Source organism: Deinococcus sp. Marseille-Q6407 (assembly GCF_946848805.1).
In the GTDB taxonomy this organism is placed as follows: domain Bacteria; phylum Deinococcota; class Deinococci; order Deinococcales; family Deinococcaceae; genus Deinococcus.
The window spans coordinates 253,235-269,458 of the sequence record NZ_CAMPFU010000004.1 but is presented as its reverse complement, the minus strand read 5'-3'; the positions used below and the strand labels follow the sequence as shown (position 1 = coordinate 269,458).

Genomic DNA, 16,224 nt, shown 5'->3' with positions numbered 1-16,224 from the left:
CATGCCCGCATCTCTCGTGCAATTCGTGGTGCTGCTCGCCGTAATGGCGGCGCTGGTCGTTCCCGTCGGCAACTGGCTGTACAGCTTGGCCAGTGGACACAAAGACACCGCCCTGGAGCGGCTCACCTACCGCGTCATCGGCGTCAATCCCCGCGAACGGATGGACTGGAAGCGCTACGGCCTCGCCATCGTGGTGTCCAACCTGGTCATGCTGCTGCTGGCTTACCTGCTGCTGCGGCTGCAAGGGCTGCTGCCCTGGAACCCGGCGGGCCTGGCCGCGCAGTCGCCCGACCTCGCCTCGAACACCGTGGTCAGCTTCATGACCAACACCAACTGGCAGGCCTACAGCGGCGAGCAGAGCCTGTCGTACTTTTCGCAGATGGCGGTCATCACGACCTTCATGTTCACCTCGGCGGCCACCGGCTTTGCGGCGGCGCTGGCCTTTATGCGCGGGCTGGCGGGGCGCGACGGCGCCAACCTGGGCAACTTCTGGGTGGACGTGACCCGGCTGATTTACCGGGTGCTGCTGCCCGTCTGCTTCGTGTTGGCGCTGGTGTTCGTGTGGCAGGGGATGCCGCAGACCTTGAACGCCTACGCGACGGCCACCACGCTGGAAGGCGCGGCCCAGCGCATCGCCCTGGGGCCGGTCGCCAGTCTGGAAAGCATCAAACACATCGGCACCAACGGCGGGGGCTTTTTCTCCATGAACGCCGCGCATCCCTTCGAGAACCCCACCCCGCTCACCAACGCGCTGCACATCCTCTCCATGCTGCTGCTGCCCTCGGCGCTGACCTATGTGTTCGGGCGGATGCTGGGCAACCTGAAACAGGGCTGGGTCATCTTCGGCGGGATGCTGGTGATGTTCGTGGGCTTCCTGGCCCTGATCTTCGGCTTCGAGCAGGCCGGTAACCCCATCCTGAGCGGCTTAGGCGCGGAGCAGGCCATCACGGCGACCCAGGCGGGCGGCAACATGGAAGGCAAGGAGGTGCGCTTCGGCATCGCGCAGACCTCGCTGTTCGCCACCACGACCACCGCCGCGACCACCGGCAGCGTGGACGCCATGCACGACTCGTTCACCGGCATGGGCGGTTTCGTGCCGATGCTGCAGATGATGCTCAACAACGTCTTCGGCGGCAAGGGCGTGGGCTTTATCAACTTCGTGCAGTACCTGGTGCTGGGCGTGTTTATCGCCGGGCTGATGGTGGGCCGCACGCCGGAATTCCTGGGCAAGAAGATTGAGGCGAAGGAAGTCAAGCTGACCATGCTGGCGGTTCTCGCCCACCCGCTGAGCATCCTGGGCTTCAGCGCGCTGGCCGTGGTGCTGCCCGGCGCCCTGGGTTCGCTGAACAACCCCGGCCCGCACGGCTTTTCCGAAATTCTGTACGCCTACACGTTCGGCACCGCTAACAACGGCAGCGCCTTTGCCGGCCTGAGCGCCAACACCCTCTTTTACAACCTCACCATCGGCCTGAGCATGTTGATGGGCCGCTACCTGATGCTGCTGCCGATGCTGGCGGTCGCGGGGATGCTGGCGGTCAAACGGCGCGTGCCGACCGGCTCCGGCACCCTGCCCACCGACACCGCGCTGTTCGGCGCTCTGACCGTGTTCGTGATCCTGATCGTGGGCGCGCTGACTTTCCTGCCCGCGCTGACGCTGGGGCCGGTCGCCGACCACCTCCAGATGCTGCGGGGCGTGGTGCTGAAATAACCCCTCACCCTTCCGCCGCTGGCACGGCTCCCTCCCTCTCCCCAGGGGAGAGGGCCTTGCAAAGCAAGGGGTGAGGGGTCTGTGACCGCCCAACCCCACCGATAAAACCACGTTCAAGGAGGAACCAAAATGACCACCCCCAATGCCCACCTTCAGGACTCTGCCTCCCTCCCCGCCGAGCGCCCCACGCCGCTGCCCCGGCTGCTGCTCAGTGCGCTGCTGACCACCCTGGTCGCGGGCGCCGCGTTTCCGAATCAGACGGGCGGCAGCCTGGTGACGCGGGGCGGCCAGGTGGTCGGCTCGGCGGTCCTGGGCCAGAACTTCACCTCGCCGCGTTACCTGCACGGTCGCCCCTCCATGACCAACAAGACCGACGGCAGCGGCCCCCAGCCCTACAACGCCGAGAACTCCGGCGCCAGCAACTGGGGCCCCACCAATGCCAAACTGCGGGACGCGGTGCAAGGGCGCATCACTGCCTTCCGCCAGGAAAACGGCCTGGGCGCGGACGTGCCGGTGCCTGTAGATGCCGTGACCGCCTCGGCCAGCGGCCTGGACCCTGACGTGACGCTGGCAACGGCGCTGCTGCAGGTCAGCCGCATCGCTCAGGCGCGGGGCGTGCAGCCTGCCGAGGTGGAAAAAGTGATTCGCGCCCACCTGAAGGGCCGTGACCTGGGCCTGCTGGGTGAGCCGCGCGTGAACGTGCTGGCGGTGAATCTGAGCCTGGACGGGCAGCCGACCGGCCCGGAAGCTCAGCCGGCTGACTAGGCAAGGCAGCGCTGCGGCCGATGGGCTGCCTTGCCAGCCGTTTCACCGTCCTTTGATCTTCGCTCTCTAGGGTGCAGTGGCAAGCAGGCGAACAGCGGCGCAAAGGGGTAAAGACATGGCAACAGAGTTGGCTGGCCCGGAGGTTCAAGTACATGCACAGGCGTCCGAGGTCGGCCCGGCTGCCCCCGCCTCCCCCGCCCAGCCACCGGCCCGCCGCTTCCGGCTGACCGCCCTGGACGCCTGGCGCGGCCTGACCGTGCTGCTGATGCTGCTGGTCAACAACGTCGCGCTGGGCGACTTTACGCCGGCGCAGCTGGTCCACGCTCCTTTCGGCGGCCTGACGCTGACCGACCTGGTGTTTCCCTGGTTTCTGTTCTGCGCTGGGGCTGCCCTGCCGTTCTCGCTGGCCGCCATGCAGAAAGCGGGCGTGACCGGCCGGCTGCGCTTTCGCCGCCTGCTGACCCGCGCCGCGCGGCTGTACCTGCTGGGTGCCTTCGTGACCAGCGTGACCCAGCATGCGCCGACGCTGGGGCTGGGGGTGCTGCAGCTGATTGCCCTGGCCACCTTTTTTGCGGCGCTGTGCGGCCGCCTGCGTGGGCGCTGGCAGCTGCTGGTCGCGGGCGCCTTGCTGCTGGGCTACGCCCTGTTTCTGACAGTGACGCCGCATCCGGGCGGCATAGGCGTGGTGGGCGAAACGGCCAACCCGGTTCAGGCCCTGAACGACGCCTGGCTTTCCCCCTGGGGCCTGCGCGGGCTGCTCTCGGTGGTTCCGGCTACGGCGCTGGTGCTGCTGGGCGCGGCGGTGGCCCGCCCACTCCAGCAAAAAGACCCCGGCGCCCCCTGGAAACTGCTGGGGCTGGGTCTGCTGTTCGGCGCGCTGGGATACGGCTGGGCCGCCAGCGGGCAGCTGCCGTTCAGCAAGGCTCTCTGGACGCCGCCCTATGTGCTGTACAGCGCTGGCCTGGGTACTTTGGGCATTCTGGCCTTCTGGCTGCTGGCCGATTCCGGCCGGGTGCCCGGCGGCGCGGCGCTGCTGGCCCCGCTGACCATTCCGGGCCGCAACGCGCTGGCCGGCTACGTGCTGCCCATCCTGATCAAAGTGTGGATTCTGCTGGACTGGCAGGTCACTTGGACCGGCAAGACCGAATCGGTCGCGGCCTCGCTGCTGGAGCTGGCCCGGGCCAGTTTCGGGCCAGCTGGGGGCGGCTGGGCCTACACGCTGAGCTACGTGCTGGCCGTCTGGCTGGGCCTGGCCTGGATGGCCCGCCGGGGGATGATCTGGAAGCTCTAGCTCGGCTTCGTGCCTCTGTGCCGCTTCCACTCTCACCCGGCCGCCTTCGTTCCCGTTCATTCTCAGAAGAGGAGCCAAAAATGTTCAAAAGAAAATTCAGTGCTGTGCTTGCCACCACTCTGATGCTGACGCCGCTGGCCTGCGCGGCGGCCGCTACGCCGGCCGACCTGAGCTACGGCGGCAAGAACTTCCAGGCCCTGGCCGACGACTCGTACCGCCTGGCCGGGATGCCGGGCCATTTCCAGAGCTGGCTGGCCGACGCCTACTTGCGCGGCGGCGTGCCTCTGGCGGGCGGCCAGACCCTGGATCAGGCGCTGGCCCGGCGAAAGGCACAGCTACAGGCTGCCAAGTCCCCGGCCGAGAAGGATGCGCTGGCCCGTGACACCGCCGCCTGGGCGCACAAATTCATCAAGAAAGTGGTGCCGAAATTCAGCCTGGAACGCGGCTTCGAGTTCGCCAGCATCGTGAAGACTGGCGAGCGCCAGTGCCTGCTGCAAAGCACCATCATTACCGGGCTGCTGCAAAAAGCCGGCCTGGACGCCGGTCTGGTGATGGTCTGGAAAAGCATGAGCGGCCAGGAGAGCAACCTGGGCCATGTCACCAGCGTGCTGCGGCTGCCCATTGGCGCTGGCGACCTGCAGGTGGATGCCAGCGAGCCGCAGCCGTTCGCCTCACACCAGGGCATTCTGGGCTGGGCCGATGGTGATTACCGCTTTCTGGCGCCCCAGTTCGGGCCACAGGGCCTGATCACCAGTTACCGGCAGGTGGGCGGGGCCGGAGCCGGCAAGCCCGCGCACCTGAGCTTCCTGAGCATGAACTATGTGCGCTCGCAGTTCAGCTACTACCGCGGCGAGCGGGCCAGCGGCGGCGTGCTGGGCACCGGCGGCCGGGCCACCCCCGCCGGGCTGAAGACCAGCGAACGGTGGCTGCGGCAGGCCCTGAAAGAAGAACCGCGCAACGCACTGGCCGCCAGCGTGCTGGGCACCGTGCTGCGCAAGGAAGGCCAGTTGGATCAGGCCCGGCAGCAGTACCGTCAGGCCGCCGCTCTCTACGCGGCCGAGGGTCATACCCCGGCCGGCATGCAGGCCAATCTGGCCTGGGCCAACGGCAAGGGGCAGTGACGAATGGACTGCATGTTCAGAAACGGTCAGCGCATTAAGCCGGTTGGCTCAGGCTGGGGCGGCCGCCGCCAGCACCAGCTTTCCTGGCCGGGCCAGGTGGTGCGGGCAGTTGCCGCTGCCTTCTGCCTGGGGGCCGCGCTGCTGGCGCCGGCGGCGCTGGCCCAGCCCGACCCCGACGCTCCCCAGTTGCCGGCGCCGCTGCCTTTCTTGGCGCCTTTTCCGCCGGCTTCGGGCCTGCCCGGGCAGGTGCAGCCGGTCGCGCCGGGGACCCGCCCGGCTCCGGCGCTGCCCCGGCTGCAACTCACGCCGCCCATTGCCCAGGTCTTCCGCACCGAGTACCTCAGCAACGGCTTTACCGAGGTGGCCCACACCGTCCTTACCGTGACCCCGCAGGAGCGCCAGCATCTGCGGCCGCTGGCCGTTTTCGTGGCCCGGCGTGTGCTGGCCGCGCGGCCCAGCCTGGATGAGGTGGACATCAGCGTGTACGACCAGGGCAGCTACGCCGGCTTTGGCGGCCCACTGCCGGTGCTGACGGCCAGCGTGCCGCGCGCGCGCCTGGACGACTTTCTGGCCTGGGGCACCCGGCGCCGTCCCTACGAGCGGGTGTGGGTCAATCCCGGCAACCTGCCGCAGTTCCGCCAGGCCGACCGGGTGCTGGAAAATGTCCCGCTGCCGTCCGGCGCTCCGGCTTCTTCGCTGGAACTGCAGGCACGCCGGCAGGGCGGGCGCGTCGGCGGGCTGCTGTACCGCGGCAAGGACCCCAGTTTGCCGCTGGCGGCCCTGACGTTTGACGACGCGCCGCATCCGCTGTTCGAGCCCCTGCTGCTGGATCTGCTGCGGCGCAGCGGCACCAAGGCCACCTTTTTCGTGATCGGTCGGAACGCCACCGCCTACCCGTATTTCATCCGCGATATGGTCCAGCAGGGGCATGAGGTCGCCAACCACACCTACCATCACGTGCGGTTGCCTCCGCTCCCGCTGGCCGACGCCATCAATGAAATGCGCTGGACCAATACAGTGCTGCGACAGCTGACCGGCAAACCGGTGCGCTATTTCCGCCCGCCGGGCGGGGAGTACACCCCGGAGACATTGCAGGCGGCCCGCGCTCTGGGCCTGACCACCGTGTTCTGGACCGACGACCCCGGCGACTTCCAGAACCCCGGCGCCGCCACCTTGCAGGGCCGGCTGCAAAGCAAGCTGCGGCCGGGCGGCATCGTGCTGCTGCACGACAACGCGCCCCAGATGCTGGAGGTGCTGCAAAATTTCCTGCGGGTGGCCCGGCAGCAGGGCTACCACCTGACCACGGTGGGCGGACTTCCCAAATGACCCCGGCCAGCGCTGAACGCCGCGCCGGGCCGGGAGGCGGCGCCCGTGTCTGAACCGGTCCGGCTGACCCTGCCGCGTAGTTCTGTGCGGCCCCAGCGTGGCACCCACCGCATCTTTATCGGTATGGCGGCGGGCGTGGGCAAGACCTACCGCGCCCTGAACGAGCTGCGCGACCGCCTGGAACGCGGCGAGGACGCCCTGATCGGGGTGCTGGAAACCCACGGCCGGCCGGAGACCGAGCAGGCGGCCCGGGGCCTGCCGGTTTTTCCTCCGCGGGAACTGCGGCGCGGCAGCGTGACCCTCAGCGAGCTGGATGTGGACGGTCTGATCCAGCGTCATCCCAGCACGGTCCTGATAGACGAACTGGCCCACACCAACGCTCCCGGCAGCCGCTTTGAAAAACGCTGGCAGGACGTGGAAGCGCTGCGCGGCGCCGGCATCGACGTGCTGTCCACCATGAACGTGCAGCACCTCGAATCGCTGAACAACACGGTGGCGCGGCTCACCGGGGTGCGGGTGCGCGAGCGGGTGCCGGATTTCGTGCTGCAAAATGCAGACGAACTGATCCTGATCGACCTGCCGCCCGAGGACCTGCGCGAGCGTCTCAGGGCCGGGAAAATCTACGCACCGGACAAGGTGGATCAGGCGCTGGGCAACTTTTTCACGCTGCCCAACCTGACCGCGCTGCGTGAGATCGCGCTGCGGCGGGTGGCGCAGGTGGTGGAGCTGGAAGTGCCCGACGGCCAGCCGGCCGCGCACGAGGTGGTGGTGGTGGCGATGTCAGCCGAGGACACGGCGGCCCGGCTGATCCGGCGCAGGGGTCTGCTGGCCGAGCGGCTGCGCGGCCAGCAGCATGTGGTGACAGTGCGCCCGCAGCGGCTGAGCCCGCAGGCCTCGCGGATGCTGGACACCTGCCGCGAAATCACCGAAGCCCTAGGCGGGAAATTCAGCATACTGGGGCAGGAAACGGGCGTCGGCGCGGCGCTGGTCGCCTACGTGAACCGGGTCCACGCCACCCAGATTGTGATGGGTGAAACCAGCCGCTCACGCTGGGCCGAGTTTCTCAGCGGCGACATCATCAAGTATGTGCTGCGGGAAACGCAGGGGGTGGACGTGCATATCATCAGCCGTGACTGAGCGCGGGCCGGGCGGCCGCTCAGCCCGCGTCTGGCTCTACTCTCGGCGTTTCATCGGTGGCCGGGTCCGGACTTCCAAAAGCCCGCGCCAGCTGCCGCAGTTGCTGGGCTTCTTCGGGCAGCAGCGGCAGCGCCTTCGCGGAAGCAGGCCTGCACTGCCAGCAGCTTCGGGTAGAGGGCGTGCGCCTGCGGGGTGCGGCGCAGGCCACGGCGGACGTGACCCTGAAGGCTATCCCCGACCAGCGCTACGTGCTGAGCGTGTGGGTGCGGGTATACGTGCCGGGACTGCCTGCCGAGCAGCTGCGGTCCCTGATGGAAACCGCCCACACGGTCTGCCCCTACAGCAACGCCGTGCGCGGTAACGTGGAAGTCGTGCTGCTGCCTTCGGAAGAACCGCTGAGCTGAGGTCGTCGCCGGAGTGCTGGGGCCGGACACCGCCGACTGGCAAGGTGCCTGGCCCCGAACTTTTCTCTTCCTTACCGGCGTTACTGCAGCGCCAGCCACACCACCCGGTCGGCTAGGGTAGCGGCCAGCCTGTCTCCCACAAAGGCCACGTCCACAGCGCCTTCCAGCTGCGGGACGTTCTGCACGCTGCCGCGGCGCAGGTCGGCCAGGTACCACTGCCGGCCGGCGTGTACGGCGGCCCAGCGGCCCTGGGCATCCACCCGCAGTTCCGGGTTCCAGAAGGTGTCAGGTGGCAGCGTGGGCAGGGCGAGCTGCCCGGCCCGCTGCCCGGTGTCGCTGCGGTACACGCTCAGCTGGCCCCGGCTGCTGGTGAGCTGAGGCGCAAACCACTGCCCGTCCGGCGTCACCAGGGCCTGGGCCACGTCCGGCAGCTCCAGTGTCCAGACGGCCTGGGTTCCCCGCAGGCCGCTCAGCTGCCGCTCCTGCTGGCAGAGGCGCACGTCACGCAGCACCGGGGTCAGCCACTGGCCTGCCGGCGCGGCGCCGCCGGGGCAGTTGAGGCGCGGGTCCACCTGCAAGCGCCGCAGCGGGATCAGCTGCCCGAGCGTGAGCCCGCGCAGATCGGCCTGCCAGACGCTGGCGGCCAGCCCCGGCTCCTGACCGGGGGTCTGCGAGAGGTCGCGGCCGTAGATCGTCAGCCGGTCTGCGCTGTCCAGGGTCAGCCAGCTGCCCTCGGCAAAAGCGGGCAGACGCAGCGCCAGCGGCTTTCCCGCCGCCCCCGTGCCAAACACCCACAGCGCCGGCGGGGACAGCACCAGCGTCCGGGTGCCGTCGTCGCTGAAAAAGACCTGCTGCGGCACCGGGCCAATGACCTCGGCAGCGGTAGTCCCTTCAGCTGGAGTCTGGCCGGGCCGGCTCAGCAGCAGCGACTGTGCCCCGCTGACCAGGGCGCCATTGCTGGCGACGGTCCGGATTAGGGCGTCCCGCGGCGCTGCGGTGCGGTCCAGCAGCGCAAAATCTGCCGCCGCTCCCGCGTTTGCTGCTGGCACCTGATATCGCCACAGTGCCCGGTCCGACCACAGCAGCAGGGTGTCGCCCGAAGGCGTCCAGCCGACCTGCAAGCTCTCGGAGCTTTCCTGATAGGGATCGGGGCGCAGTACGGCCCGCTTCTCACCGCTGCCGAGGTCCCAGAGGGTCACCCGGCGCTGGGCGCTCCAGGCCAGCCAGCGGCCGTCCGGGCTCAGTGACAGCTGCTCGGAAATGCCGCCTCCCGATTCGAATCCCCACGCCGGAAAGATGCTGCCTAACCGGTATTTTGCCTGCCCGGACTGCCAGACTTCCAGCGGAGCGTAGCCGGGCGGCTTGACGGCCAGCCAGCGGCCCTGCTGCGCGTAAAAGCCGCTCAGCTGCCCGCCGCCCACGTCAAAAGGAAGGCCGGGCTGCTGCGGGTTAGGCTGCCAGATGCCCTGGGCGGTGAAGTGGAGGACTGGCGCCTGCGCTGCCAGCCCCAGTGCGCGGCGCACCTCGGCCGGCAGTGGCAGGCGGTCCTCGCCCAGCTGCCGGCCGTCTGCCGCTGCCAGTCTGGCCCGGCGGCCTTCGTCGCCCAGCAGCACAATTTCCCCCGCTTTCCAGCGGGCGCTGCGCGGGCGCCAGTCCAGGCGGACGTGGCTGCGCCACAGCGGCCGCAGCGGCGTGACCTGCCAGAGGGTCAAGCCGGCTTCATCAAGGGTCAGCAGCTGCTGGCCGTCCTCGCTGAAACTGACTGCCTGTACGTCGCGCCCGGCCGCGAAGGTGAGCGTCTGGGCCGGCAGTGGCGACAGGGTCACGGCTCCGGCTGGGGCACTGAGTGTCAGCAGGGCCAGAAAGAAATAGGCCAGAGAGAAACGGGCCGGAGAAACATGGGCCGGCGAGAAGGCAGAAAAAACAGAAGTGCGGGGACGGCTCATGGCTGGGATTCCTCCAGGTGATAAAAGCGCAGGGTATTGTCCCGGACGCTGCTCAGCAGCTCCCGGCGGGCCGCGTTCCAGTCGAGCGACTGCACCAGCCCGCCGGCCTGCATGACCGGCCCGGGCTGGGCGCTGCCGGCCGCGTAGGAGTGCAGCTCGCCGCCGGCAGTGCCGGCCAGCAGGGTGGACCCGGCCCAGGCCAGGGCCGTGACTCCGCCGGGCAGCTGCTGGCTGAGGTTGGCCTGCGGGCTGAGATTGGCTGGCCCGGCCGCAGGTGCCCAGCGCCGCAGGTCGCCGCCCAGGCCGCCGGCTGCCAGCGACCCGTCTGGCCCGAAGGCCAGCGCCCGCACCGCGCCCTGCAGCTGAAAACTCTGCAGCGGTTCTCCGCCGGGCAGGCGGTAGGTGCGGACCTCGCCGCCGCCGTACCCGAGGGCCAGGGTCTGGCCGTCCGGGCTGAAGGCGGCACTCAGCACCCAGCCGCGGCCGCCCCGCCCTACCGTCAGGGCTGCCGTGCCGCTTTGCAGGTCCCAGACGGTGGCAGCGCTCGCCTCATAGCCCACCAGCAGCTGCCGGCCATCCGGACTAAATGCCAGGGCGCGGTTCAGCCCACGGGCGCCCTGGGCCTGAGCGGTGGCTGGGGCGTTCAGCCGGGCGGTCTCCTGCCCACTGCCAGTGTCCAGCAGGCGGGTGGCGCCTGCCTCACCCAGTGCCAGCCGGCGGCTGTCGGGGCTGAAGGCGAAATCGTGGCTGTTGCGGGCGCCGGCCTGCCAGCGCACCTGCCGGGTCTGCGCGTCCATGACCCGCAGGCCGGCCGGTCCCACACTGGCGACCAGCCGGCCATCAGGCGAAAAGTGTGCGGCGCGGGTGAAGTGGTCGCTCAGGGCACGCAGCTGCCCGCTGGCAAAGTCCTGTACCGCCAGCCCCTGGGCCGACTGCACCAGCGCGGCGGCCGGTTCCCCCTGGGGGCCCAGCGCCAGCGGCGAGTTCCAGGCCGGGGGCGTATCTGCAAGCAGGCCCAAGTCCAGCCCACTTTGGCGGTCGAAAGCGGCCATCCGGTCGAAATGGCTGGTCCAGAGCCGCTGCGGCGTGCTGGCCAGCAGGCGCCGGCCGTCCACCACCCCCAGTGTCCGGCCGCTGGCCGTGTCTATCTCGTGCAGGTAGCCTCCGGCAGAGACGAACACCCGGCTGCCGTCGGCGCTCCAGTCCACGCCATAGATGCCGGCCACCGCTAGGCTGGTCAGACCGGCGTCCAGCCACAGCGGCTTGGGCGTGCCCTGGGTATTCAGCAGCAGCAGGCCGTCGGCCGAGGTCAGCAGCAGCTGCGGGCGGGCCGGATTGTGGCTCAGCACGGGCGTCAGAAAGCTGCCGGTCCAGGCGCTCAGCGGCCTCCCACTGCGGCCGCTGACCTCGCTGGTACTCAGCTGCCACAGCGGCTTCCCGCTGCCGGGGTCATAGGCGGTCAGGTTCTGGCCCATCACATACAGTGTCTGGGCGTCTGGGGCAAAGGCGGCGCGCAGGTCGCCGGCCCCGGCGGGCGGCGGGTCCTTCAGCGGCAGGCTGCGCGCCTGTTCGCCGTCCGCCTGCCGCCAGTAGCGCACCTGCGGCGCCTCGTAAGTGGTCAGGACCACGGCGGTCTGCCCCGGGGTCCACTCTGCATGTTGGCCGCCTTGAAGCGGCCCAAAATCGGCGCCCAGGCGTCCTCTGCTCAGGTCCAGCAGCCGCAGCCGCGTTCCCTCGCCGCTGCCGGTGCTCACCAGAACCCGCTGCCCAGCCGGTGCCGGGACCACAGTCCAGTCGTCGGCCGGCACGTTCAGCGGCTCTCCGCCGGCCGGTTCGCGGCTGGAGATCAGCTCGCCGCTCCGTGCGTCCCAGGTCAGCAGCTGCGCGCCGCTCTGGGTATAGACGCGCCCTCCGTCCGGCGTCAGGGTGCCCCAGGCCACCTCGCCCTGATGCCCGCCGAAAGTCCAGGTGCCGGTCAGCGTAAGTGACTCAGCGCCCGCTGCCGGAGAGAACAGCAGCAGGCCTGCAGTCAGCCGGAGTGCCAGCTGGAGTGCGTTGTGCATGGCCGCAGTGTAGCGGGGGGGAAGGCGGAGTGAGGGCCGTGTGAGGACAGGGTCAGCGTCCTGCCGGGGCCGTTTGGTGTTCTTGCTGAAGGCCCCAGCTTCCCGGTCAGGAGCCAGCTGGGCTTACTGCCCGCCCTTTTCGGGGCGTCTGGTTTCAGGATTTTTAGTCTCAGGATTTTTAGTCTCAAGGCGTCTGGGGCCGTCCGGGGCCTGACCGTGAACGGCAAAGCGTTCCAGGGTCGGCCGCATACGCCGGGCAGTGCTCAGCAGGCTGAGGGCCTCGGCCTCGCCCATGTACCCGGGCAGCGTCTCTTCCCAGAGGGCCAGCCAGCGGTCAAAGTGGTGCGGCTGAATGCCCAGATTCAGGTGGGCCTGCCCCGGCTGCCCACGGTAGGCGCCCGGCCCACGGGTCACGCTGCGCCAAAAGCCCTCCACCCGGGCCAGGTGCAGCGGCCAGCCGGCCTGCGGAAAAGGCCCCAGCCGGTCCCTGAACACCGGCCCGAGTTCCGGGTCCTGGCAGACTCGGGCGTAAAAGTCCCAGAGCAGCGCCTGCAGCGGCTGCGCCCCGATTCTTTCGAACAGCGTGGGCTGCCCCCCGCCTTCCAGCGGAATCGGCACCGTCATGGCCGCTGGCTCCAGTTTTGTGAAAAGAAGCGGGCCGGGGCAGCGGGCTGGCAGGAAAAAGATGGCAGGGGCGCAAGCATACTGGGATTCTCCAGCAGTCAGGAGTTTTGGGCAAGGTGCGCAGCGCTGGTTGCCCCAGGGTAGTATCACTGCCGCACATCACCTTTCACCGTCTCCTCTCCTCCCTAGTCATTTCTGACTATGATGGAACTGAATCAATATTCTCTGGCTCCAACCTCGGTTTCAGGCTTTCGGGCCTTTCACTTCCCCGCTCCCAGAGCAGTCCCCTCTCAACGCAGCCGCGCGCGCGGCAGGACCCCAGACCATGACCCAGAACGCTTCACCGCCGGAACACATCAACTACGCCCAGATTCTCGACCTGAAGACCAAGAAAGTGATCGTTTTCGCCGTTTTGCTGGCGCTGTTTCTCAGTGCGCTTGACCAGACCATCGTGTCGGTTGCCCTGCCGCGCATCGTTCAGGAGCTCAACGGCCTCAACCTCTATTCCTGGGTCACGACCGCTTATCTGCTGACCAGCGCCGCCCTGGTGCCCATCTACGGCAAGCTGTCGGACCTGTATGGCCGCAAGCCGGTGCTGTCGTTCGGTATCGTGGTCTTTTTGCTGGGCAGCGCCCTGTGCGGCCTGAGCGGCGAGCCTTTTCTGGGCAACCTGTTCGGCAGCCCAATGATGCAGTTGGTGGTCTTCCAGGGCCTGCAGGGCATCGGCGCCGCCGCGCTGGCCACCGTGGCTTTTGCCATCGTGGCCGACCTGTTCGAGCTACGCGAACGGGCCAAATACTAGGGCCTTTTCGGGGCAGTGTTCGGGCTCTCCAGCGTGGTGGGGCCGCTGCTGGGCGGCTTTCTGACCGATCAGCTCTCCTGGCGCTGGGTCTTTTATGTCAATGTGCCTATTGGCCTGATTGCCCTGGCCTTTATCACCGCCAAGATGCCGCGCCTGGAAAGCGGGCTCAAAGGCGCCGTGGATTACATCGGCGCCCTGCTGATCATCATTTTTACGGTGCCGCTGCTGCTGGCGCTGACCTGGGGCGCCGACGGCGTATACGGCTGGCTGGACCCCACCATGCTGGGCCTGTTTGCGCTCTCGCTGGCAGCGCTGGGGGCTTTCATTTTCTGGGAAGGCCGTCATCCCAGCCCTATCGTGCCGCTCAGCCTCTTTGCCAACCCCACCATCTCCTGGACCATGGCGGCCCGCTTCCTGCTGGGCGCCGGCTTCCTGGGTGCGGTGCTGTTTCTGACGCTGTATCTGATCAATGTTCAGGGCTTTAGCGCCACCAGCGCCGGCCTCGCCACCCTGCCGCTGACGCTGGGCTTTGCGCTGGGCGCGCAGGGCTCGGGTCTGCTGGCGGCCCGCAGCGGGCGCTACAAGCCGCTGCTGATCGCCGCCTATCTGATCGCCATTGCGGCCTTCTGGTGGCTCTCCACCATTCAGGTGGATACCCCTTACAGCCTGCTGGCCGCCCGGATGTTCCTGATCGGCCTGGGGCTGGGGCCCTCGGTGTCGCTGTTTACTCTGGCGGCGCAGAACGCGGTGGCGCCCTACCAGATCGGCGTGGTCACCTCGGCCGGCACCTTCTTTCAGCAGATGGGCGGCACCATCGGCATCGCCCTGTTCGGCGCCATTCTGACCAGCACCCTCAGCACCCAGATGACAGCCAATCTGGACCCAGTGATCCGGCAGGCCCCGCCGCAGTTGCAGCAGCAGTTTGAGCAGTTCTCCGGCGGCGCGGGCAGCGGGTCGGCGCGCAACCAGAGCAGTTTCGATGTGGACGCCGCCAGGGCTCAGGCCGGGGCGGGCATTGCTCAGGGCTTCAGCGGCCAGTTCGCACTGCTGGAACAGACGGTCCGCAGCGGCGACCCGGCGCGCTTTGAGGCATTGCAGCAAAATCCCAAGTTGCCGGCCGAACTGCGCCAGCAGCTGAGCCGGGTGCCGGCCCAGGCCATCCGGACTCCGCAGGGCCAGGAGCAGGTGCTGGCCGGTCTGCGGGCCGGAATGCAGGCGGCGCAGCAGCAGGCAACCCAGCAGGCCGACAAAACCCTGGACGGGGTGGACCTGGCCATCAGAACCAGCTTTGCCCAGGCCATCGCGCAGATTTTCCGCACCAGTATTCTGGTGATGGTACTGGCTTTCCTGGCCGTCCTGATGCTGCCCGACCGCCGGCTGGAAATGAACCGTCCCGGCGCTCCCGGCGCGGAACCGGCCCCTGCAGAATAAGAAAAGGTGGTGAGGAGGGGACAGCGCACCGGCTAGCCGCTGTCCCCTCCCCTGTTTTTCCTGTATTGATCAGGTGCCTGTCCGGGCGCTGCCCTCTCCCCTATTCCGCTTGGTTCTCTGCAGGCACCCGCAGGGTCAGGGTAATGCCCAGCGCCAGCGCGACCAGCCCCAGCGCCAGGAAATAGGCGCGGCGCAGACCCTCGGCCAGCTCGGTGCCGCCGCTGTCGATGGCGCTCTGCCCGATCAGGAGAGCCATGGCCGCCACACCCAGCGCCCCGCCCATCTGGCGGGCGAACATCACGCCGCTGGTCACCGCGCCCAGTTCACTGCGCCCGGCCTCCTGCTGGGCGGCCAGCAGCAGCGTCAGCATCGAAAAGCCCATGCCTGAGCCCAGAAAAAACCCGATGGTGCTGGTCACCCACAGCGGTGAATGCACCGTGAACGTCAGGGCGATGAACATCGCCACCAAAATGGTGAAGCCGGTCTGGGTGAGCCGGGCCAGCGGCACCTTTTTCATCAGCTGCGCGGCCAGGATGCTGGCCAGTGTCCAGCCCACCAGCATCGGGGTGAGCACGGCGCCGGCCGAGGTGGCGCCGCGGTGCGCGACCCCCTGGGCATAAAGCGGCAGGTAGGCGATGATCCCAAAATACGCGGCCCCGCCCAGAAAATTGCCGGCAAACGCCACCGAGGGCGTTTTGGCCCGCAGTGCCTGCATCGGCAGCAGCGGGTTGGGGTGCCGGGTTTCCAGCACCACCGCGCCGGCCAGTACGGCCAGGCCCACCGCCACCAGGAGCCAGTGCCGGGTTTCCAGCCCCCAGATGGTCAGGCCGCTGCCGGCGGTAAATAGTGCGGCGCCCAGCCAGTCGAGCTGTGCTGGCCGGCGTTCGCCGGTTTCCTGCAGGAAACGGCTGACCATGGCAAAAGCGGCGATCCCAAACGGCAACGAGACGTAAAAGACCCAGCGCCACGACAGATGGTCGGTCAGAAAGCCGCCCAGCAGCGGCCCCACCAGCCCCGAGACGCCCCAGACCCCGCTGATAAAGGCCTGCACCCGGCCGCGTTCCTGCAGCGAGAACAGCTCGCCCACAATGGTCATGCTGATGGTCAGCAGTGCCCCGGCGCCCAGGCCCTGCAGCGCCCGCGCGCCGATCAGCCAGCCCATATTCTGCGCGGCCCCACACAGCGCCGACCCCACCACAAACAGCACCAGCCCGGCCAGATAAAGCTTTTTGCGGCCCACGATGTCCGACCCCCGGCCCCACAGGGGGCTGGACACCGTGCTGGTCAGCATATAGACGGCAAAAGGCAGGGCGTAGTAGGACGAACCGTGCAGGTCACTGATTACGCTGGGCATGGCGGTGGCCACCACGCTGGCTTCCATCGCATTGAGAAAAACGCCGATGATCAGCCCGAGGGTGGCCAGGCGCCGCAGACGAGCTTGCTGGGGAGAAAGAGAAGCAGAAGGAGACGTCATAACAGGCAACCTCGTGACGTGAGAAGCGGCAGTGGGGGCGGAGAACAACCGGGCAACTGGGCTGGAACCGGGACAGAAGGACAGTATGGCGGACGGCCGCCATGACCCGGGTGAGCATGGGCGGATTTGGTC

General features: G+C 68.4%; 11 protein-coding genes and 1 pseudogene. 8 read left to right on the top strand and 4 right to left on the bottom strand.

Annotated elements, in window-relative coordinates; genetic code table 11:
* The first annotated feature begins 1 nt into the window (after position 1).
* From kdpA to OCI36_RS10995, 7 genes are all read left to right on the top strand, one after another.
* Positions 2 to 1,708, top strand: coding sequence for a potassium-transporting ATPase subunit KdpA (gene kdpA, locus OCI36_RS11025; RefSeq protein ID WP_261665129.1), 1,707 nt, complete (start codon positions 2 to 4; stop codon positions 1,706 to 1,708).
* A 129-nt stretch (positions 1,709 to 1,837) separates the two neighbouring features.
* A complete protein-coding gene (gene kdpC / locus OCI36_RS11020) occupies positions 1,838 to 2,473 on the top strand; it encodes a potassium-transporting ATPase subunit KdpC (protein WP_261665128.1) in 636 nt (211 codons plus the stop codon).
* A gap of 115 nt (positions 2,474 to 2,588) precedes the next feature.
* Positions 2,589 to 3,764 carry a heparan-alpha-glucosaminide N-acetyltransferase domain-containing protein gene (locus OCI36_RS11015; RefSeq protein WP_261665127.1) on the top strand — a complete coding sequence of 392 codons (1,176 nt, stop codon included), beginning with the start codon at positions 2,589 to 2,591 and terminating at the stop codon, positions 3,762 to 3,764.
* A gap of 104 nt (positions 3,765 to 3,868) precedes the next feature.
* The gene (locus OCI36_RS11010; protein ID WP_261665126.1) at positions 3,869 to 4,885 is read left to right on the top strand and encodes a hypothetical protein; all 1,017 of its coding nucleotides are present in this window, start codon (positions 3,869 to 3,871) and stop codon (positions 4,883 to 4,885) included.
* Positions 4,886 to 4,897: 12 nt separating this feature from the next.
* Positions 4,898 to 6,211: a polysaccharide deacetylase family protein gene (locus OCI36_RS11005; protein WP_261665125.1), complete on the top strand. Its 1,314-nt coding sequence runs from the start codon at positions 4,898 to 4,900 to the stop codon at positions 6,209 to 6,211.
* 45 nt (positions 6,212 to 6,256) lie between these two features.
* A complete protein-coding gene (locus tag OCI36_RS11000; protein ID WP_261665124.1) occupies positions 6,257 to 7,348 on the top strand; it encodes a sensor histidine kinase KdpD in 1,092 nt (363 codons plus the stop codon).
* Positions 7,349 to 7,404: 56 nt separating this feature from the next.
* Positions 7,405 to 7,752, top strand: coding sequence for a hypothetical protein (locus tag OCI36_RS10995; RefSeq protein ID WP_261665123.1), 348 nt, complete (start codon positions 7,405 to 7,407; stop codon positions 7,750 to 7,752).
* Positions 7,753 to 7,832: 80 nt separating this feature from the next.
* Here OCI36_RS10995 and OCI36_RS10990 read toward each other — a convergent pair whose 3' ends face one another.
* The 3 genes from OCI36_RS10990 to OCI36_RS10980 form a co-directional block, all read right to left on the bottom strand.
* The gene (locus OCI36_RS10990) at positions 7,833 to 9,698 is read right to left on the bottom strand and encodes a hypothetical protein (protein WP_261665122.1); all 1,866 of its coding nucleotides are present in this window, start codon (positions 9,696 to 9,698) and stop codon (positions 7,833 to 7,835) included.
* On the bottom strand, positions 9,695 to 11,761 hold the full coding sequence (locus tag OCI36_RS10985; RefSeq protein ID WP_261665121.1) for a WD40 repeat domain-containing protein: 2,067 nt from the start codon (positions 11,759 to 11,761) through the stop codon (positions 9,695 to 9,697). Before OCI36_RS10985 ends, OCI36_RS10990 begins: the two co-directional genes overlap by 4 nt.
* A 123-nt stretch (positions 11,762 to 11,884) precedes the next feature.
* Complete coding sequence (locus OCI36_RS10980) at positions 11,885 to 12,385, bottom strand: group III truncated hemoglobin (protein WP_261665120.1); 501 nt, start codon at positions 12,383 to 12,385, stop codon at positions 11,885 to 11,887.
* A 325-nt stretch (positions 12,386 to 12,710) separates the two neighbouring features.
* Here OCI36_RS10980 and OCI36_RS10975 point away from each other — a divergent pair.
* Positions 12,711 to 14,618: pseudogene (locus OCI36_RS10975) on the top strand (MDR family MFS transporter).
* A 100-nt stretch (positions 14,619 to 14,718) separates the two neighbouring features.
* Here OCI36_RS10975 and OCI36_RS10970 read toward each other — a convergent pair.
* Positions 14,719 to 16,092 (bottom strand): MDR family MFS transporter, encoded by a 1,374-nt coding sequence (locus tag OCI36_RS10970; protein WP_261665119.1) that lies wholly within the window; start codon positions 16,090 to 16,092, stop codon positions 14,719 to 14,721.
* Positions 16,093 to 16,224: the final 132 nt, after the last annotated feature.